Annotated in this window: 18 protein-coding genes and 1 tRNA gene; 7 read left to right on the top strand and 12 right to left on the bottom strand. The window is 47.3% G+C overall.

The genetic code is table 11. The features are described 5' to 3' along the window. Positions 1 to 102: 102 nt before the first annotated feature. The gene (locus tag I1H34_RS05065; RefSeq protein ID WP_212664634.1) at positions 103 to 693 is read left to right on the top strand and encodes a hypothetical protein; all 591 of its coding nucleotides are present in this window, start codon (positions 103 to 105) and stop codon (positions 691 to 693) included. Here the strand turns inward: I1H34_RS05065 and I1H34_RS05070 are convergent. Beyond that, on the bottom strand, positions 653 to 1,234 hold the full coding sequence (locus I1H34_RS05070; protein WP_212664635.1) for a thioredoxin family protein: 582 nt from the start codon (positions 1,232 to 1,234) through the stop codon (positions 653 to 655). The two genes, I1H34_RS05065 and I1H34_RS05070, sit on opposite strands and share 41 nt — an antisense overlap. A gap of 267 nt (positions 1,235 to 1,501) precedes the next feature. Here I1H34_RS05070 and glpD point away from each other — a divergent pair, with 267 nt between their 5' ends. From glpD to I1H34_RS05085, 3 genes are all read left to right on the top strand, one after another. After that, positions 1,502 to 3,172, top strand: a complete 1,671-nt coding sequence (gene glpD / locus I1H34_RS05075) for a glycerol-3-phosphate dehydrogenase (RefSeq protein WP_212664636.1) — start codon at positions 1,502 to 1,504, stop codon at positions 3,170 to 3,172. A 24-nt stretch (positions 3,173 to 3,196) separates the two neighbouring features. Then, positions 3,197 to 4,129: an NAD(P)H-dependent glycerol-3-phosphate dehydrogenase gene (locus I1H34_RS05080; protein ID WP_212664637.1), complete on the top strand. Its 933-nt coding sequence runs from the start codon at positions 3,197 to 3,199 to the stop codon at positions 4,127 to 4,129. A 275-nt stretch (positions 4,130 to 4,404) separates the two neighbouring features. Further along, positions 4,405 to 5,562, top strand: a complete 1,158-nt coding sequence (locus I1H34_RS05085) for a cysteine desulfurase family protein (protein ID WP_212664638.1) — start codon at positions 4,405 to 4,407, stop codon at positions 5,560 to 5,562. A gap of 13 nt (positions 5,563 to 5,575) precedes the next feature. Here I1H34_RS05085 and I1H34_RS05090 read toward each other — a convergent pair whose 3' ends face one another. The 3 genes from I1H34_RS05090 to I1H34_RS05100 form a co-directional block, all read right to left on the bottom strand. Then, complete coding sequence (locus I1H34_RS05090) at positions 5,576 to 5,728, bottom strand: hypothetical protein (protein ID WP_175307264.1); 153 nt, start codon at positions 5,726 to 5,728, stop codon at positions 5,576 to 5,578. 132 nt (positions 5,729 to 5,860) lie between these two features. Continuing rightward, on the bottom strand, positions 5,861 to 6,367 hold the full coding sequence (locus I1H34_RS05095) for a gamma-glutamylcyclotransferase family protein (protein ID WP_212664639.1): 507 nt from the start codon (positions 6,365 to 6,367) through the stop codon (positions 5,861 to 5,863). Beyond that, positions 6,367 to 7,944, bottom strand: coding sequence for a histidine kinase N-terminal 7TM domain-containing diguanylate cyclase (locus I1H34_RS05100; protein WP_212664640.1), 1,578 nt, complete (start codon positions 7,942 to 7,944; stop codon positions 6,367 to 6,369). Before I1H34_RS05100 ends, I1H34_RS05095 begins: the two co-directional genes overlap by 1 nt. 210 nt (positions 7,945 to 8,154) lie before the next feature. Between I1H34_RS05100 and I1H34_RS05105 the strand changes: the two genes are divergently transcribed. Beyond that, positions 8,155 to 8,225 (top strand) — tRNA-Gly (locus I1H34_RS05105). 480 nt (positions 8,226 to 8,705) lie between these two features. Here I1H34_RS05105 and I1H34_RS05110 read toward each other — a convergent pair. The 3 genes from I1H34_RS05110 to I1H34_RS05120 form a co-directional block, all read right to left on the bottom strand. Further along, positions 8,706 to 9,182, bottom strand: a complete 477-nt coding sequence (locus I1H34_RS05110; RefSeq protein WP_212664641.1) for a hypothetical protein — start codon at positions 9,180 to 9,182, stop codon at positions 8,706 to 8,708. A gap of 87 nt (positions 9,183 to 9,269) precedes the next feature. Continuing rightward, a complete protein-coding gene (locus I1H34_RS05115; protein WP_212664642.1) occupies positions 9,270 to 9,413 on the bottom strand; it encodes a hypothetical protein in 144 nt (47 codons plus the stop codon). A 467-nt stretch (positions 9,414 to 9,880) separates the two neighbouring features. Continuing rightward, on the bottom strand, positions 9,881 to 10,870 hold the full coding sequence (locus I1H34_RS05120; RefSeq protein ID WP_212664643.1) for an extracellular catalytic domain type 1 short-chain-length polyhydroxyalkanoate depolymerase: 990 nt from the start codon (positions 10,868 to 10,870) through the stop codon (positions 9,881 to 9,883). A 573-nt stretch (positions 10,871 to 11,443) separates the two neighbouring features. On the opposite strand from I1H34_RS05120, the gene I1H34_RS05125 reads away from it, so the two are divergent. Then, positions 11,444 to 12,283: a leucine-rich repeat domain-containing protein gene (locus tag I1H34_RS05125; protein WP_212664644.1), complete on the top strand. Its 840-nt coding sequence runs from the start codon at positions 11,444 to 11,446 to the stop codon at positions 12,281 to 12,283. A 58-nt stretch (positions 12,284 to 12,341) separates the two neighbouring features. On the opposite strand, the gene aspS is transcribed toward I1H34_RS05125, so the two are convergent. The 3 genes from aspS to I1H34_RS05140 form a co-directional block, all read right to left on the bottom strand. After that, a complete protein-coding gene (gene aspS, locus I1H34_RS05130) occupies positions 12,342 to 14,129 on the bottom strand; it encodes an aspartate--tRNA ligase (protein ID WP_212664645.1) in 1,788 nt (595 codons plus the stop codon). A 262-nt stretch (positions 14,130 to 14,391) separates the two neighbouring features. Next, the gene (locus tag I1H34_RS05135; protein ID WP_212664646.1) at positions 14,392 to 14,589 is read right to left on the bottom strand and encodes a hypothetical protein; all 198 of its coding nucleotides are present in this window, start codon (positions 14,587 to 14,589) and stop codon (positions 14,392 to 14,394) included. 55 nt (positions 14,590 to 14,644) lie between these two features. After that, complete coding sequence (locus I1H34_RS05140) at positions 14,645 to 15,301, bottom strand: DUF1361 domain-containing protein (protein WP_212664647.1); 657 nt, start codon at positions 15,299 to 15,301, stop codon at positions 14,645 to 14,647. 103 nt (positions 15,302 to 15,404) lie between these two features. Between I1H34_RS05140 and tsaB the strand changes: the two genes are divergently transcribed. Then, positions 15,405 to 16,046, top strand: coding sequence for a tRNA (adenosine(37)-N6)-threonylcarbamoyltransferase complex dimerization subunit type 1 TsaB (gene tsaB, locus I1H34_RS05145; RefSeq protein WP_212664648.1), 642 nt, complete (start codon positions 15,405 to 15,407; stop codon positions 16,044 to 16,046). A gap of 93 nt (positions 16,047 to 16,139) precedes the next feature. Here the strand turns inward: tsaB and I1H34_RS05150 are convergent, their stop codons facing one another. Both I1H34_RS05150 and psb27 read right to left on the bottom strand, forming a co-directional pair. Beyond that, complete coding sequence (locus I1H34_RS05150) at positions 16,140 to 16,304, bottom strand: Sec-independent protein translocase subunit TatA/TatB (protein WP_212664649.1); 165 nt, start codon at positions 16,302 to 16,304, stop codon at positions 16,140 to 16,142. 27 nt (positions 16,305 to 16,331) lie between these two features. Further along, on the bottom strand, positions 16,332 to 16,742 hold the full coding sequence (gene psb27 / locus I1H34_RS05155) for a photosystem II protein Psb27 (protein ID WP_212664650.1): 411 nt from the start codon (positions 16,740 to 16,742) through the stop codon (positions 16,332 to 16,334). Positions 16,743 to 16,828 lie beyond the last annotated feature (86 nt).

Below are 16,828 nucleotides of genomic sequence, written 5' to 3' on the forward strand. Positions count from 1 at the left end.
ACACTTGCCGAGTTGACGTTCTATACTCAACAGTAATTAGCTCTGCTAACAGAGTGGTTTAAGGGGGAATTTGCTTGCTACCACTTCAGCAGGAGGATTCTCTTGAAAGTCATTCAAGTTCAAGATCTGCAAGCACAAGATATACAAAGTATTAACGATCATCAGCTCCTATTTCACGGTCAATTATTCCAATTGGGGCCTAAAATCTCTAAGAAGCTAGAGAAAGCAGTACTAGAATATTGCCAAATTTCCTGCAAATCGGGTCAAGCTTGCCTGTTGCAAGACGATGGATCTCATTGGGTGGTCTGGAAACGGGTCAAAAAACTAGCTAGACAATCAACGGCACTACTCCCTAGTCATCAAGTAAATGTCTCCCGAGAGCACTCCCTCTCTCCCCACTTTATTGATCGTTGTAAGCAAGAGCTAGCAAACTGTATTGGTCCAATTGCAGAATTAGTTTTTCAACAGACCCTGGCTGGCCTCGATATGGACACCCTGAAACCTCAGGAATTTGTTACAGCCTTAAGCCAAAACATTCCATCTTCTTCATTAGCCTCTAGATTCCATGATCATTGCCAACAGGCATCAGAAGCAGAGGTGGTCGCATCCAAAGTTCGATCCATGAAGCGCTCTACTCAAACAAGCGGTTATTTCAGCCATAGTAAGGGGGTTCATTCCCCAGTTTCCATTTAATATTGCAACCGATACTCGGTTTTTGCTGCGCAGCAATCGGCTGTTCTGCCAGGGCAGCATCCAAAGCCCCCCGTAAATCTTCCCCAGTCACCATCAGGTTATTGCTGGGACGGCTATCATCTAGCTGTCCCCGGTAGACAAGTTTACGGTGGGCATCAAAAACAAAAAAGTCTGGCGTACAGGCCGCCGTATATTGCTTGGCAACGTCTTGGCGTTCATCAAAACAGATAGGAAAGTTATAACCGAGGCTGGTGGCCATTGCTGTTAAGTGCTCTGGATCATCCAAGGGGTGGCTCTGGATATCATTGGAGCTAATCGCAACCATTCCCAAGCTTTGAGCAGAATAATCTTGACCAATCTGAGCGAGTTCCGATTGGACATGTTTCACAAACGGACAATGCTGGCAAATAAACATCACCAACAGAACTTTGCGGTGGGCAAATGTATCTAAGGAAATGGTTTGCCCACTGACCACATCAGGTAGCTGAAAGTTGGGGGCGGGTGTTCCCAAGTCCAACATTGTAGAAGCGGTTAACACCATAATTTCTACCCTTAAGCAATTAGCACACTTACTTTATTCTGCCGTGGTCCAGCTCAGTACACCAAGCTGTCATTCTTAACCTGCCGCCATTCATCCATTCCAGACGGATACAACGAGGCAACGGTTATCTTTTCACCCCAAAGCTAACAGAATTGGTGAAAGAGATGAAGAAAACGCCTTAAATAAAAGATCTATGTCATCTTGTTGGCAGTGCCACAGCACGCAATCCTGGGTTCAAATGTAAATCACCACATAATGTGCTCACACATGAGAAATTGGCAAACGATTGAGAACACGGCCTTTGACCTCATCGTGATTGGGGGAGGGAGTAATGGGGCAGGGGTTGCCCGTGATGCTGCCCTGCGGGGACTCAAAACCCTGTTAATCGATAAAGATGATTTTGGCAGCGGCACCACAGGCTGGTCTAGTCGACTGATTCATGGCGGCCTGCGATACCTGGAATACTTCGAGTTCAATCTGGTCCGGGAATCCTTACGAGAGCGGGAAGTGCTATTACGGGTGGCCCCCCATTTAGTCCGACCTCTGCAGATGTCAATCCCCGTCTATGCCAGTGGCTCGCGGGCGTTCTGGGAAATTCAGGCCGGAATGCTGCTCTATGATGTCCTCAGTTTTGATAAATCTCTACCCAATCACCGGATTCTCCCGCTGCAAAAGTGCTTACAGCTATTTCGGCACCTGAATCCTAAAGGGCTGAAAGGGGCAGCTCAATATTTTGATGCCCAAGTCGTCCATGCTGAACGCCTCTGTTTGGAGTTAGTGCTGTCGGCCCAAGTAGCAGGGGCTACGGCGCTCAACTACGCAAAAGTATCTCAGCTTCAGGTTGAGGGGGACCGCGTCCAAGGGATCACCGTTGAAGATTTGATCTCAGAGACATCCCATACCGTCCAACTGTCACCCCAAGCCGTGGTGATTAATACGGCAGGTCCCTGGGTCGATCAGGTCTTACAAGGGATACAGTCCTCGACCCTGAAACAAGACCGAAAAATCGGTGGCACTAAAGGCAGCCACATTATTGTAGATCCGTTCCCAGGAGCACCTGATGCCGCCCTCTACGCAGAAGCCGCGGTTGATAACCGTCCGTTTTTCATTCTGCCCTGGGCGAATCAGTATCTGATTGGGACGACTGATATTCGGTATGGGGACGATTTGGATCGGGTTAAAGCCAGTGATGATGAAATTGATTATTTACTAAATGAAACCAATCGAGTCATTCCCTGTGCTCAGCTCTCTCGGGCAGATATTCGCTTTACCTACGCAGGCGTCAGACCTTTACCCTACAGCAAAGGCAAAAAGACCAGCAGTATTACCCGCAGTCATGTTCTCTACGATCACGGCAAAGACGGTATTACCAACTTGATCTCTTTAATTGGCGGTAAACTCACCACCTATCGGCAGGTAGCTGAAGAGATGGTGGATGCAGTCTTGAAAAAGCAAGGTCGTGCCCTTATTCCTTGTGCAACTAAGCAAGAGCTGTTTCCGGGTGCGATCGCACTCGACGATACCTTGATCGAAACCATGATCAGCAAATACCAGGCCCTTGTTAGCCGAGAAGCAATCTTTCATCTGTTCTCCATCTATGGCAGTTTTGCAGTGAAGATTTTGGCCCTAGTGGATGAAACCCCAGAACTAGCAGAGCCGATTACCCCATCGCTGCTCGATATTAAAGCCCAAGTGGTCTATGCCGTCCAAGTCGAACAAGCCTACACCCTCGTCGATATTTGTGTGCGGCGCACAATTTTGGCGATGCAAACGAATTACGGTTTTGATGTGCTTCCGTCAGTGACAGCGATTTTGAAGCAATACTGCAACTGGAGTGACGCGGATTGCGATCGCCAAGTTCAAAATTATCACCGCTTTATGGAAGCCAATAGTTTGCCTGATTTTATGATGGCTCAGACAACAGCGCCTGTCAGTTGATGTTCTCGTTAGGATCTTGCTTTCATGTCCACAACAGCCATCACTATCTTGGGCACAGGGGTTTGGGGGTCAGCCTTAGGGACCCTAGCCCAAGTCAATCAACATGAAGTGACGGTTTGGTCCCGCCGGGGACCGTTAACGTTAGCAGAAAGCCTAGCTCAAGCTCAGGTGATTGTGGTTGCCATCTCCATGAAAGGCATCCCCGGTATTGCCGCTCAGCTCCAGCAGCTAGAGCTACCCCACTCAACCATCATCGTCAGTGCCACTAAAGGGTTAGATCAGACAACGCTCCGCACTCCCTCCCAAATTTGGCAGGCCACTTTTCCAAACAACCCTGTTTTGGTCCTCTCTGGCCCCAATTTATCTAAGGAGATTGAGCAAGGGTTGCCTGCGGCAACGGTGGTTGCAGGCCCTAATCAAGCGGCTGTAGAAACGGTGCAACAGCTTTTTTCTTCGGACTGTTTGCGAGTCTATACCAACCCTGATCTATTAGGTACGGAATTGGGTGGGACCCTGAAAAACGTGATTGCGATCGCAGTCGGGGTTTGCGAAGGCCTCAAACTCGGCACCAATGCCCGGGCTGCGTTGATCACGCGAGCACTCCCAGAGATGATTCGAGTCGGCACCCATTTGGGAGGACAGGCAGAAACCTTTTTTGGACTATCCGGCTTAGGAGATTTGTTAGCCACCTGTACGAGTCCCCTCAGCCGTAACTATCAAGTGGGGTATCAACTAGCCCAAGGCAACTCCCTCACCCAAATTTTAGATCAACTCCAAGGAACTGCAGAAGGGGTAAATACCACCAATGTCCTGGTCGATTTGGCCAACCGAGAAGGCATCCCTATTCCCATTGCTCGCCAAGTTCATCGACTTCTGAAGGGACGAATTACCCCCCAGGAAGCTTTAGGAAGCCTGATGGATAGAGAACTGAAACCAGAATCTTGTGATTTGTTGTAATTTGCCCCCAACCTATCCATTTGCATCTTGGACAATGAACATCAGTCTGCGATAGTTGCTGGATTCGTATTAGATTCTCTCTCGCCACTCTTAAACTCACCAGATATATCAACGGTGCATTCAACATTCACTGGCAAACCAAAGAACGTTCTTATCCATAAGGCTCAATATATTCAGGCAGCCTATACCTGGCCTACAGAATCCCGCTAGACTATGAAGCAGACCTCCCCCTGTTCAAGAGGTATTGAATTGTTGCCTGTCAGACTAATACCACCATGCAAATCTACTTAGATTACAGTGCAACCACTCCTTGCCACCCAGACGTGATTACTGCCATGGGCACAATCTGGGCAGAACAATGGGGAAATCCTTCTAGTTTGCATGAGTGGGGGCAGCGGTCTGCAACTGTTCTAGAACAAGCCCGCATGCAGGTCGCAGACTTGATTCATGCTCCCGCCGAGTCGATTATTTTCACTTCAGGTGGGACGGAAGCCAATAACTTAGCATTAATGGGCATCGCTAGAACCTTTGCCCAACCCCAACATTTAATCATCTCTAGCATTGAGCATTCTGCGATTACTGAGCCTGCTCAACTATTAGAGCAACAGGGATGGCAGGTCACTCGTTTGCCCGTAGACGCCCAAGGTCATATCTCTCCAAACGCTCTCAAAAACTCAATCCAAAGTAATACCGTTTTGGTCTCAGTGATTTATGGGCAGAGCGAGATTGGCACCCTCCAATTGATCCAAACTTTAGGCCAAATGGCTCGCGATCGAGGGGTACTTTTCCATACCGATGCGGTGCAGGTCGCCGGTCGACTCCCTATTGATGTGCAAACCTTGCCTGTTGATTTGCTCTCCCTCTCTAGCCATAAACTCTATGGTCCCCAAGGAGCAGGCGCTTTATATGTGCGTCCTGGAACTAACCTTATTCCCTTATTAGCAGGGGGCGGACAAGAACAAGGGATGCGATCAGGAACACCGGCTGTGCCGATTCTGGCGGGGTTTGGTCTGGCGGCTGAAATTGCGGCTGAAGAAATGGAAACAGAGGGTTTACGACTGATACAGCTGCGCGATCGCATGTTTTCCCAACTCAGCACCTCTCCCTACCTCCAGCCAACAGGAGACCTGAACCAACGATTACCCCATCACGTCAGCTTTTGCCTCCACCCTGTCACGGATATCACTGGCAAGACCTTAGTCCGACAGATGAATTTGGCCGGCATTGCCATTAGTGCCGGGTCGGCTTGCCATAGCGGTAAGCTAGCACCCAGCCCCATTCTGAAAGCCATGGGGTACTCGGATCAGCAAGCTTTATCTGGCATTCGCTTGACCTTAGGCAAGCAAACAACCCTTGAAGATATTGATTGGACCATTACAGCCTTAAATCAACTGCTGCACCGGCTGATGCCTCAATCGGCTGTGATTGCTTAAGCAGCTGAGAATCTTAAGGCGATACGCTTACAGGTCGTTCTGACTGCATTAACTGCATTGCATTCAGTTGAGCATGGGCTAAAAAGCCCAAACTGACCATGGCGCTAATATACAGGCCAATCGCCAAACTAGTCTTGGAGCAGAGTCGGGAAGTGAAAGAATCCATGATCGTTTCTGAGGGAGCGAAGGAGTGATGATTCAGTGAGATTCCCTCAGCATGCCAAGACTTAGACTACTTTTGAAGCTTTTGCGATTAATCGTTATAAAACCAACCCTAAGAGATGGATAAAGTTAACACTCACCCTAGCAGTGCCATATGATGCTGACGACGTTCAGCATCAGGGTCGGGGATGGATGGAACAGCCTGAATTTGCTGAACATAGGCGGCTGGCAGGCTCAGTTCCAGGGCTCCTTGGACAACGTAAGCTTTGTACCAATGAAACGGACGCAACGTATCGTCCTTAAGCAGGGCCAAGTAGGTAAATGCTTCAAGACATCCCTCAGCCGTCACAATACTGAGACATTGGCGTTCATAGCCTACCCCCAAGCTTTCGGCTCGGTCCAAGTGGGGAAGCTCAGATAAATCCATCTGAAAAACGGCTCCCCAAACCCTATCGTTGGGTCGTCCGTTGCCTTGAATATTGGCTTTACCAGATTGATCTAAGCCCACTTTATGGAACTGAAGTTGATACCCCTGGAGTTGGCCCAGACTGATCAAGCAAGCGGAAGGGACCCGCTCTAGTAAACGAGACTGATATAAATTTGATCCGTAGGCGAAGTAATAGTCTGAATGACTCACGACCATTACTTGGGTGACCCCATAGTTCCCTGGGTTTGATCCGTCAGGGACCGGCGACGGGACCGGCGATCGCGATAGTTTTGTTTGTCCTGATACATGACTTGATCAGCACAATGCAATAGTTCTGAAAGGGTGCAGCCATCCTGAGGATGACTGGCAACGCCAATACTAGCCGTAATTTTGAGGGTAATGTTCTCAAGTTCTAGGGGTTGTCGCAGGCGAAGTAAGAGCCGTTCTCGCGTGGTATGGGCAGCATTTTGATTCGCCTTAAATAACAAGGCCACAAATTCATCCCCACCAATCCGGGCAACAATGTCTCCCTGACGAACGCAAGTTTTCAAGCATTTAGCCACGTAAATTAGCACTGCATCGCCAATCTGATGACCATAGGTATCATTAATTGGCTTGAAGTCATTTAAATCCACGTATAACAACGCCACTGGCCACAATCCTTTGCCCGCACTACTAAGGGACAATTGGCCTGAGATTTCCAATTGGCGGCGATTACACAACCCAGTAAGACTATCAAAGTAGGCAAAGTGCTTCAGCTGCGCTTGTTTTTGATGCTCAACGGTAACATCACGAATAATGACCAGAGATCCCACAAGACGCTGGCCAGGGCTGTGCAACGTCCGAATTTTGACTTCTTTTAATAAGGTTTGGGAAAATTGAAACAGCTTAATGGTTTCTGTTATTTCTTGGGTCAGGGGCGTTGTCAGCAAGTGCTGATAGGCGGGAAAACCAACGTGAAATGGCTGTCCCAAAATATTGTCAAACAGACTCTCTCGATACGCACTGGGATTCAAATCAACAATATGATTTTGGGTATCTAGGAAAATCACTGCATCTTCCGTGTTGAGAAATACAGTGCGGTAGGAAATGGGGGAGACCTCAAACAGTTTGCCGCGAAATAGCCCCACAACCACGATCAAACCGCTCAGAGCAAAACTAACCGGAGTCAGATCTAACCCATAGAAATGGACTCTTGCCAACAGGTACAACAGGCTGGAAAAGAAGGGAATAATCGACGCAGACAGCAGTATCAAAATCTGTTGTCGATAGATCTGGGAACTGGCGAAATAGGCGTTGAGGAGAACGCCGACGCCCCCTAGCAGAAGCAAGTAGTTATAGGGCATCATCACATAGCTAAACCACCAGCCATGCTCAATCATCAGTTGGGGAGCAGGGGTATGCCCTAGTTCTACAGAAGCCCAAATCAGACCATGCCAGGGATCTGTAAAGGCAAAGATCATGCTCAGCAATGGCAACACCATCATCCCTCTCGTTCTCTGGATGCTCAGACGAGAATCGTTATGGGTGTATTGCAGGGTAAAGACTAGCCAAAAGACGGCAAAAAACGGAATGCCGAGGTATTGCAGTTTGCCGAAAACGATGCGAGGGGTGGCTTCAGTGCTGAGATATTCTAAGACCGCAAAGAAGCACCAGATAAAGAGGCTGAGAATACATCCAAAGAAGGATTTTGCTCCCGTAACGGCCCGTCGTTGCCATACATAGATAGCAATACTGCCTGTAGCAAAAGCTGCGATCGCAGGTAGAAGCGCTAGGAGGTAGTAAATCAGCATGGTCGGTCTTGAATTAGCACCATCGTAGCCCTAATTCTGTTGCCCCCGCCAGAGTATAGGAGGCAAATTCTCTTTTTTCGGTGGCTTGTTTTTCTAAAAAAACTTTTTGCAGCGGGCTAAGACGCAAAATTCAGCCGAGAAGGTTGGATGGGCTTGCAGAAAGTTAGCCAATTTGTGTTAGCCTAAATTGTGCTGAATATCCAGCACCACGCGGGTGTAGTTTAGTGGTAAAACCTTAGCCTTCCAAGCTAATGATGGGGGTTCGATTCCCCCCACCCGCTTTACAAAATATACATTCCAGAATTATTTGGCTCTTGTCCGCTTTTGGTGATTCAGAAAATGTGTTGTAATTCTGCTCACAGATAAAAACTAAACAAGGCCGAACTCCCTAATCTACCGTTATAAGTCTCAATCAATTTAGCAAATAATGAGGCTCTAAATTGTATCTCTTACTCAGCTCACCAAAAGAGGTCAAGACTCAATTGTTTGTCCGTCTTCCAGAATCAATGTCACAAAACTAGAAATGTGACTGGTATTTTGGGGATATCTTGGGTGTTATTGTTCTCGACCGAAGAACGCAAAACCTTCTCTCCTCAAAGATTTCTGAGCATTTCAAGCTCATTCAATCTCGATGCTTTTTTAAGAATCTTCCTAATTTCAAATGGACCGAATAAAAGTTTCTGGTTCGTTTTTCAGAATTAGTGCGCATCATCAGCTGTGAAAAGCAGCAACACTTTTTGTTGTTCGAGTGCATACAAGTGTTATGACTTATTATTGGCCCATTCATCCCAGTAGTCTTTGCAAAGGGCACCAAGCTCTTCTATTGAATACCCCTTTCCCGCCTCATCAGTAACTTCAACAGAAGTAGCGGAGAAGTGAAGCTCGCCACCACAGTAGTCAAATTCTGGTAAATGCTGGTCACAAGCAACCTTTATTTGGTCTTCTTCATAATTTCCTTCCAGAATCCCAAGCTCTGATTTAAAAATAGTTTTTGCATCTCTCAATACTTTAGGTTCAGACTTCCAGTCACTTGGCCAAGTGGAAAAATGTAAATTCCTCACGTTGTCTAAGCGAAGCATAAACTTCCGAAAAGGAGGGTTGATTCTCTCAGCCAGATACTGGATTTCAACCTCAATTAGCAATGAACTATTTTTCTGATGACCATTAACAATGTCGCCATCATGAAAAATGGAAAAGACATTACTAATATTTTCAGAGCCTTCAATCTTGATAGACATAGGATTGCGACAAGTGAGTGTCCGTTGGGGATACGCCCGGATTTGAGACAACGGTGTATTTGTTTTCCGCGATTGCAGGCACATCGGCTACAAGTCGGGGCTGTCAGGCCAGCCTTTGGATGCAGCCATTGCAATCTTGATCCGAGCCAAAGCCTCTGGAACACCGATTGCCATAAAGGTAACGTGTGATCCTGACACTGGGAGTTCGCCTTCTGGAGGATGGTATGACATTCTGAAACATCCATCGTAATAGTGTTCGATTATTACATGATGGTCGCCAGCTTCATATTCCGATACCGACATTAGGCACAGCGAATCGTGTGAAGTTAGGACCCAAACATCGGTGTTCGGTAATTCAGCATCGAGTTTTGGAATCAGATCACGCATCGCAGCGTACCATTTGCGAATCTGTTCGCTGTCTGATTCGTTGTCACAATAATGGTCAAGAATGTTCCCACCTTGCGATTCTGAACGGACTAGCGGCATGAACGACAATTCCTGCACGGGATAACTATGGTTATACGTCACGTGACGTATAACATCCTCCTCTAAAGGATTAAATTAATACGCCTCATCTGGGTAGATATGCGACACATTGGCAGTTAATAATTCTCGTCATTCATAATATTGAAGTCACCACCCCATGAATAATAGTGTCATCGGCAATCGTTTGAACTTTTATCTTCACTCGCCCTCTCTTACCGCGAATGCTTCAAGAAAAAGTCAATAATCATGGCACCAGCATTGATATCCTTCGACACTCTGCCAATCAATTTAGGTTTCAGGTATTGCGCACCACCAGGCCAAGTGTGACCCCCACCAATCACTTTTACAAGCGTTACCTCTGTCTGATCAGCACAACCCGTATATTGCTCCATCTCAACCCTAGTACTATCGTTGGGATTCTTATCTGGGAGTGATATTTTCTTCGGCGTAGCTTGACAGTTATTTTGAAGACGAAAATGCTCAATGGTATCGGCAGTCGAGAGGATTTCGCCACGACTGCGGCCAAACCTAAACAGACGAACATGCCCACCCTGATATGGCACAATCGGATCCTCCGTTCCGTTGACGATCATGACTGAAATCGGTTGCTTAGGAGTCTTATCCTGAAGAGCGAGGGGAAGTTGGGCTGTTACAGGTGCGATCGCAGCTATCTTGTCCGACAGATCTAACGCCAAGCGAACTGACATAAACCCACCATTAGAAATGCCGGTAACGTAAACCCTTTGGGAGTCAACGCCATAGTCATCTATCATCCGGTCAATGACTTTGGAAATAAAGCCAACATCATCGTAGGATTTATTTCGCTTCAGATGCTGAGTACGCCCATCACTCCATTGGCGATTCATGCCATCTGGGAAAACCAAAATGACGCCTCGCTGATTAGCAATGGTCTTCAACTGGCCTTGAGACAGCGCTTGATCAAACTGGCGTCCCGTTCCACCGCCCCCATGAAGAGCCAGTACCAAGGGCAGTGACTTCTGTTGTTTAAATTCCTCAGGTAAATAAATATGATAGGTGCGCGGGATACCTTCATGCCTAACCCGTTCCGTCAGGCTTCTGGCTGAACTGATCGTTGGGTTTGGGGGAGTTACGGAACTGGCATGGCATCCGACACACAATAGAATGGATGACGACACCATACAAACGCCAAACCCAACTGCAGCCCAATCCAATCTCCTCATATCAACAACTCCTCTGCATCTTTTGCAATCGGGTGACTGAAGTCTCTCACCCCAATGAACTTCACCTAGGCTTAGACTTTCTTAGAATGAGTATGGTTCAATTTAGACCGGACCGTTTGAATCGCAAGCGGACCTAAGGGACTCCCCACTCATTCGTGCTCACACCAGCCATAATTTCATAACGGGAGAAGATTTCGGGGCAACTGAGTCATGGGCTAGTACAAGCGAGTCTTACCTATGGTTGTAATAGCTGTGATGAATGTAGTGACAGACATAAATCATAGAATACTGACCAGCCAAACCAGCACATAATACTAGAATTCATCATGGAGAAGGTGATCAAGATCAGCTCTGATAAAAGGTCCTAGCCAGTATGCTAAAAATTAACCAATAAACTCACCCAACTACAAACTTTGAGTCATAGATCAAACCCCAATCTCCTATTAGGAGGTCCAAAAAGTATTCATGAGCGACCATTCAATTGATCGAGGGTATAGATTCAGGACTACATTATCAGTAGGGATTTTGATGCTGCTAATGAGTTTAGTCTCGCCCCTATATCATTCACAGGTCTTGGCTAAAATTATATCCAAACCTCAGAAAATATTACTGGCTCAGAGCGAACTAAATACTCTCCCAGTAGAAGCTCGATATCAGGAAGCACGGCGTCGAATTCAATTTGCGAAGCAGACAGAGGCCCTAGAACTTGATCTCTCAGGGTTATCTTTAACCCAACTCCCTCCAGAAATTGGGCAGCTCTCAAATTTGCACAAACTGTATCTTGGATTCAACCAATTGGCCAGTCTACCACCCGAGATTGGCCAACTAAAACGTTTACAGCTTCTCCAGCTTACCCGCAATCAGTTAAAGAGTTTGCCCCCGGAAATTGGCCAGCTCACCAAGCTTGAAGAACTTCAGCTTCCTTATAATCAGTTGGTCAGTCTGCCTCCAGAAATCGGACAGCTGTCTCAGCTAAGAAGCCTGGATTTAACATTTGGTGGGCTGAAAAGTCTGCCTCCAGAAATTAGCCAACTCTCAAATTTAGAAGGGCTTTATCTCCGCAATAATCGCTTACACAGCCTGCCGCCAGAAATTGGTAAACTCTCCAATCTCAAAGAACTCTATATTCCCTTCAACTATTTGACCAATTTGCCATCAGAAATTGGTAGGCTGACCAGCTTACAAACCCTTGATCTATCCTATAACCAGCTGAATAAAGTCCCCCCAGAGATGGACCAGTTGTTCAAGATAAAAACCCTATATCTCAGCCATAATCAACTAAAAGATCTGCCTATCAGGCTAAATAAGCTAACAAATCTAACGGATTTAGGATTGTCGGGCAATCCTTTTCCACCTACAGTATTTAAGCAATATGAGTCTCAAACGACTAAGGCCAGACAGTTAGGATTTTAAGCTGATCAAGGTACTCCTCTCACCATTAGCCCTGAATAGTGGCTCAGAAGGATAACCACTACTTTTTAGGCTCAGCCGTGGATTTGATCTGCAATTCTTTAAGCTGCCTCTGATCCACACCTGACGGTGCTTGAGTCAATAGGCATCGAGCCTGTTGGGTTTTAGGGAAAGCAATCGTGTCACGAATTGACTCTTCACCACTGAGCAGCATCGCCAAGCGATCAATACCATAGGCAATCCCGCCATGAGGCGGGGCACCAAAGTTAAAGGCATTGAGCAAGAATCCAAATTTATCCTGAGCTTCTTCCTCTGATAAGCCAATGGCGTCAAACACACGCCGTTGCAAATCTGCTTGATAAATCCTCAGACTCCCCCCGCCAATTTCCAAACCGTTGTAAACCAAGTCATAGGCCTGGGCGCGAGCCGTTTTGAGATCGGCTTCATCTTCAGGATAAGGAGCCGTAAAAGGGTGGTGGAGAGCTTCCAGACGTTTTTCACCAGCGTTCCATTCAAACATGGGGAACTCAGTAATCCACAATAAATCGATTTGGTCCGGATCAATCAACTTCATTTCCGCTCCCAACGCCAGGCGTACCCGAGATAGAGAAGCATTGACGATCTCCGTTGGACCGGCGCCAAATAAAAGTAAGTGGCCCGCTTTGGCCCCCGTGCGCTCTAATAATTCTGCCGTTTGCTCTGGCGATAGATTATCTTTAATCGCCCCAATTGTTTCAATGGCCCCATCTTCTTTGACCCGGATATAGGCCAAACCTTTGGCACCCCCCGCACAGGCCTCCGAGAATAAGTCACCACCGGGTTTGATGCGAACGTTGGAAATATTGGCATTACCATCGGGGATAGGCAGGACTTTGACTTGTCCACCCTTTTTAATCGCCCCTGAAAACACCTTAAATCCTGAGTCTTTGAGCAAGTCAGAGACATTGACCAATTCCAGGTCAAATCGAGTATCTGGACGATCCGTGCCGTACCGTTCCATTGCCTCGGCATAGGTCATTTGTGGGAAGGTCTTGGGCAAGTCAACATCCTTGATCGCTTTGAAGACATGCCGCATTAAGTCTTCGTTGAGCTGGATAATTTCCGCTTGAGACATAAAGCTCATTTCCATATCCAGCTGGGTAAATTCCGGCTGCCGATCGGCTCGTAAGTCTTCATCCCGGAAACAGCGGGCGATTTGGTAATAGCGGTCGAATCCAGACACCATCAGCAGTTGCTTAAAAATCTGGGGCGACTGAGGCAGGGCAAACCATTCTCCTGGATTGGCCCGACTGGGCACCAAATAGTCGCGTGCACCTTCAGGAGTGGAGCGAGTTAAGACGGGAGTTTCAATATCAACAAAGCCTTGCTGATCTTCTAAGTAGCGACGAATGGATTGAATTAAGCGATGCCGCATCATGATGTTTTGATGCATGCGATCGCGTCGCAAATCCAAATACCGATACTTGAGTCGCAGCTCCTCTTTTACAGATTCCACATCGGCAGTCGAGACCTGAAACGGCAACTGTTGATGCACCGCATTCAGCAGCTCAATTTGATCAGCATAGATCTCAACGTCTCCCGTGGGAAGGCGAGGATTGAGGGAATCATCCGGACGACGACTCACCTCACCGTGAATCCGAACCACATACTCATTTCGGAGGGCATCGGCTTGGGGATAGGCTGCAGGGGTTCGTTCTGGGTCACTGACAATTTGGATCAGACCGGTGCGATCACGCACATCCAAAAAAATCACGCCCCCATGATCGCGACGGCGGTCTACCCAACCACAGAGGGTAACCCGTTCACCCACATGATCATTTCGTAATTCACTGCAATAGTGGGTTCGCATACCTGATTGATCCAGCTCCCTCTTAAAACAACAAGATTCCCCAACTGAGGGGGAAATTATCATTGCACGTTGGCAAACTCACATATTATCGCAGCTATTAACCTTGGATGTAGATCTAGGATGCAATCAATATCCACATCCATCAAGAGAGCCAGTGATGCTTAGATAAGCGGGATGCTCATAGTCCCAACCGGATTCATTTCAAGCGCTAGGCCAATCCAGATTGAAACCATTGAAAGTGGTAGAAGGAGACTATTCCCTATTAATCGCTATCTGGACTCTCTTCAGATGGAATCGGAGCCCGTTCCACTAATCCCATTGTGAAGGCTTCATCTGGCAGCTCACTGACCTTGTAGCGTCCCGGTTGAAACATCCGACTTGGCGTTAGACAAAGCTGTTTCAGAATCACAATCTCATTTTGCAAAAATGCATCACGAGACAACCGACGTTCTAAGGGCATTACTGATTCTCCACATGGGGTTCATGCCCCTATTCTGGCATGCCCCAACCAGGGTTCAGTACAGATCTTGATCAGAAACTAGACCTTGGCTAGCCTTGCGGACATGCTGAAACCTCAGCACCAGGCCCAAGGTAATTTGCTTCATAATCCAATAGAACAGAATCAGCACCAACACAGTAATCAAAACAACGACAAAAGGGAACTTTGACGTTAGTTCATTCATACTGACCAGCAGGACATTTTTGGGATTGGTGATCAGATCCCAGCTATTAAAGCGGATAAACCGCCCCAGATAAATACCAATCGCACAGAGAATATGCACCAGGATCTCCGCCCACGTCGCAAACTGGCCTGCTCCCTGTTTTTGGAGGTAATGTCCCTGATTAATCAAAGAGATCACATAAGCTTCAAACCCCGCCAAAATTGCAAACGTATGGAGCGGAATAAAAAATAAGGTGACAATCCAGATGGAATCTGTGCTTCGAGCCGCACCCACTAAGTGAATAATGTCTGTCAGGAGATAGGGCGCATTCGGTAAAAAGGCAATAAATGAGACTAACGCAATCCACCAAACCAGGGTTCGCGATTGATGGGGCCACCGAAACAGCCAAAAGCTCAACGTCATGGGAATAAAGGCCAGAAAGAGATTCCAGACAATCCAACCGCTATATCCGTTAAATTCTCCTAAATATTCGCCTAGAATGCGTTCCATAGTCCTATCGTGATTGTCCTGTCTACTGCTGACTGCAAGGTTGTGCAACCATCATCCCCTGCCTTACTAGAATGAGAAGGTGATCGTTATCACGAAGTTCCATATGTATGCTCTTGGCCTCGATACGACTAGCTCAGCCCTAACTTTAGGGATCTCCAACTTTGACCAAATCAACCGTTACCAAACCTGGGATTTAGGCCGAGATATCTCTATCTACCTTCATCAATATTTAGAGGCCTTTCTAGCGCCCCTCTCCTGGTCTGAGTTGGAATGGCTGGTGGTTGCTCAAGGCCCAGGTAGCTTTACCGGCACCCGCATTGGCGTGGTGACGGCCCGCACCTTAGCCCAACAATTACACATTCCGCTTTACGGGATTTCCACTCTCACGGCTCAAGCTTATGCCTATGCTTGTAGCTTATCAAAGGTAAATGAGGGGGAGCTGATAGCGGTGGAATATCCGGGCCAGCGTGGATCCGTCTATGGCAGCCTGTTTACTTGGAATGCATCCAATCAGACTTTATCAACCTATAAACCGCTCCAGTACATCGATCTAGAAGGATGGCAACAACTCTTATCCACCGAAGAGATTCACCACCACCTTTCCCCTGACACTGTAGAGCCAAAGGGCATTTGCCAAGCCATGATTGCCTTAGCCCATCAACAATGGCAGGCTGGGCAGCAACCCACCTGGCAAGACATTCTGCCCTACTATGGCTCCCTAGCCGCAAGTCCACCTTCATGCTAGTTGAATCATGACAAAGCTCAATCCCCCCCTCCTCTCGGGTAGAGAAAAGGGGGGGATTGGATTAAACACAGAAAGAATTATTGTTGCGCTGATCTAGTCTTCGGTGGGATCTTCTTCTGAGTCGCCCTGTAATTCGTCTTTAAAACCCCTCAGGGACTTGCCTAAGGATGCTCCCAGTTCAGGCAACTTCTTGGGACCAAACAGGATGACTGCCGCTAAAGCAATGAGTCCGACTTCTAACCAACCTAGACCAAACATGCGTAGATTCCTTCCAAGAAGTAAGTGTTAAGCAGCGGATTCACGTTTGAGGGCAATCTTAGCTTGTTTAAACTCTTGCTCCAAACGATCCTTTAGTTTCTGAGGTAAAGGACGGTTGGGATAGGAGTTGTAGTGTCCAGCTAAACCGTTCAATGCCGTTGCCATCGTCATAAAGGACGCAGACCCTGCTAACTGGGGCTTACGACGATATCGAGACACATATTCACTGATGAGAGCGCCTGCGTCTGCTTGGTTGTCTGCTTTATTGGGATCATCATCAGGCAAGGTAATCGCACTACTGAGGTTATCAATCACGTAGATGGTGTCTTGCTGGTAGTCACCCGATAGGAGGGTCTCCGGAGAGAGAAGCGAGCAACCAGTTAAGAACATCGAGGCTACAAGCATTAAGCTGAGTAGACGGGAGACAAAGCGCTTCATAATGATTATGGAATCTCGTATAACAAAATAATGACGTGGGATCTTGATTGACTCCGGCCTGTCAAAAGTCCACAGTTTTAAAGGAT

This window comes from Acaryochloris marina S15 (genome assembly GCF_018336915.1).
GTDB lineage: Bacteria > Cyanobacteriota > Cyanobacteriia > Thermosynechococcales > Thermosynechococcaceae > Acaryochloris > Acaryochloris marina_A.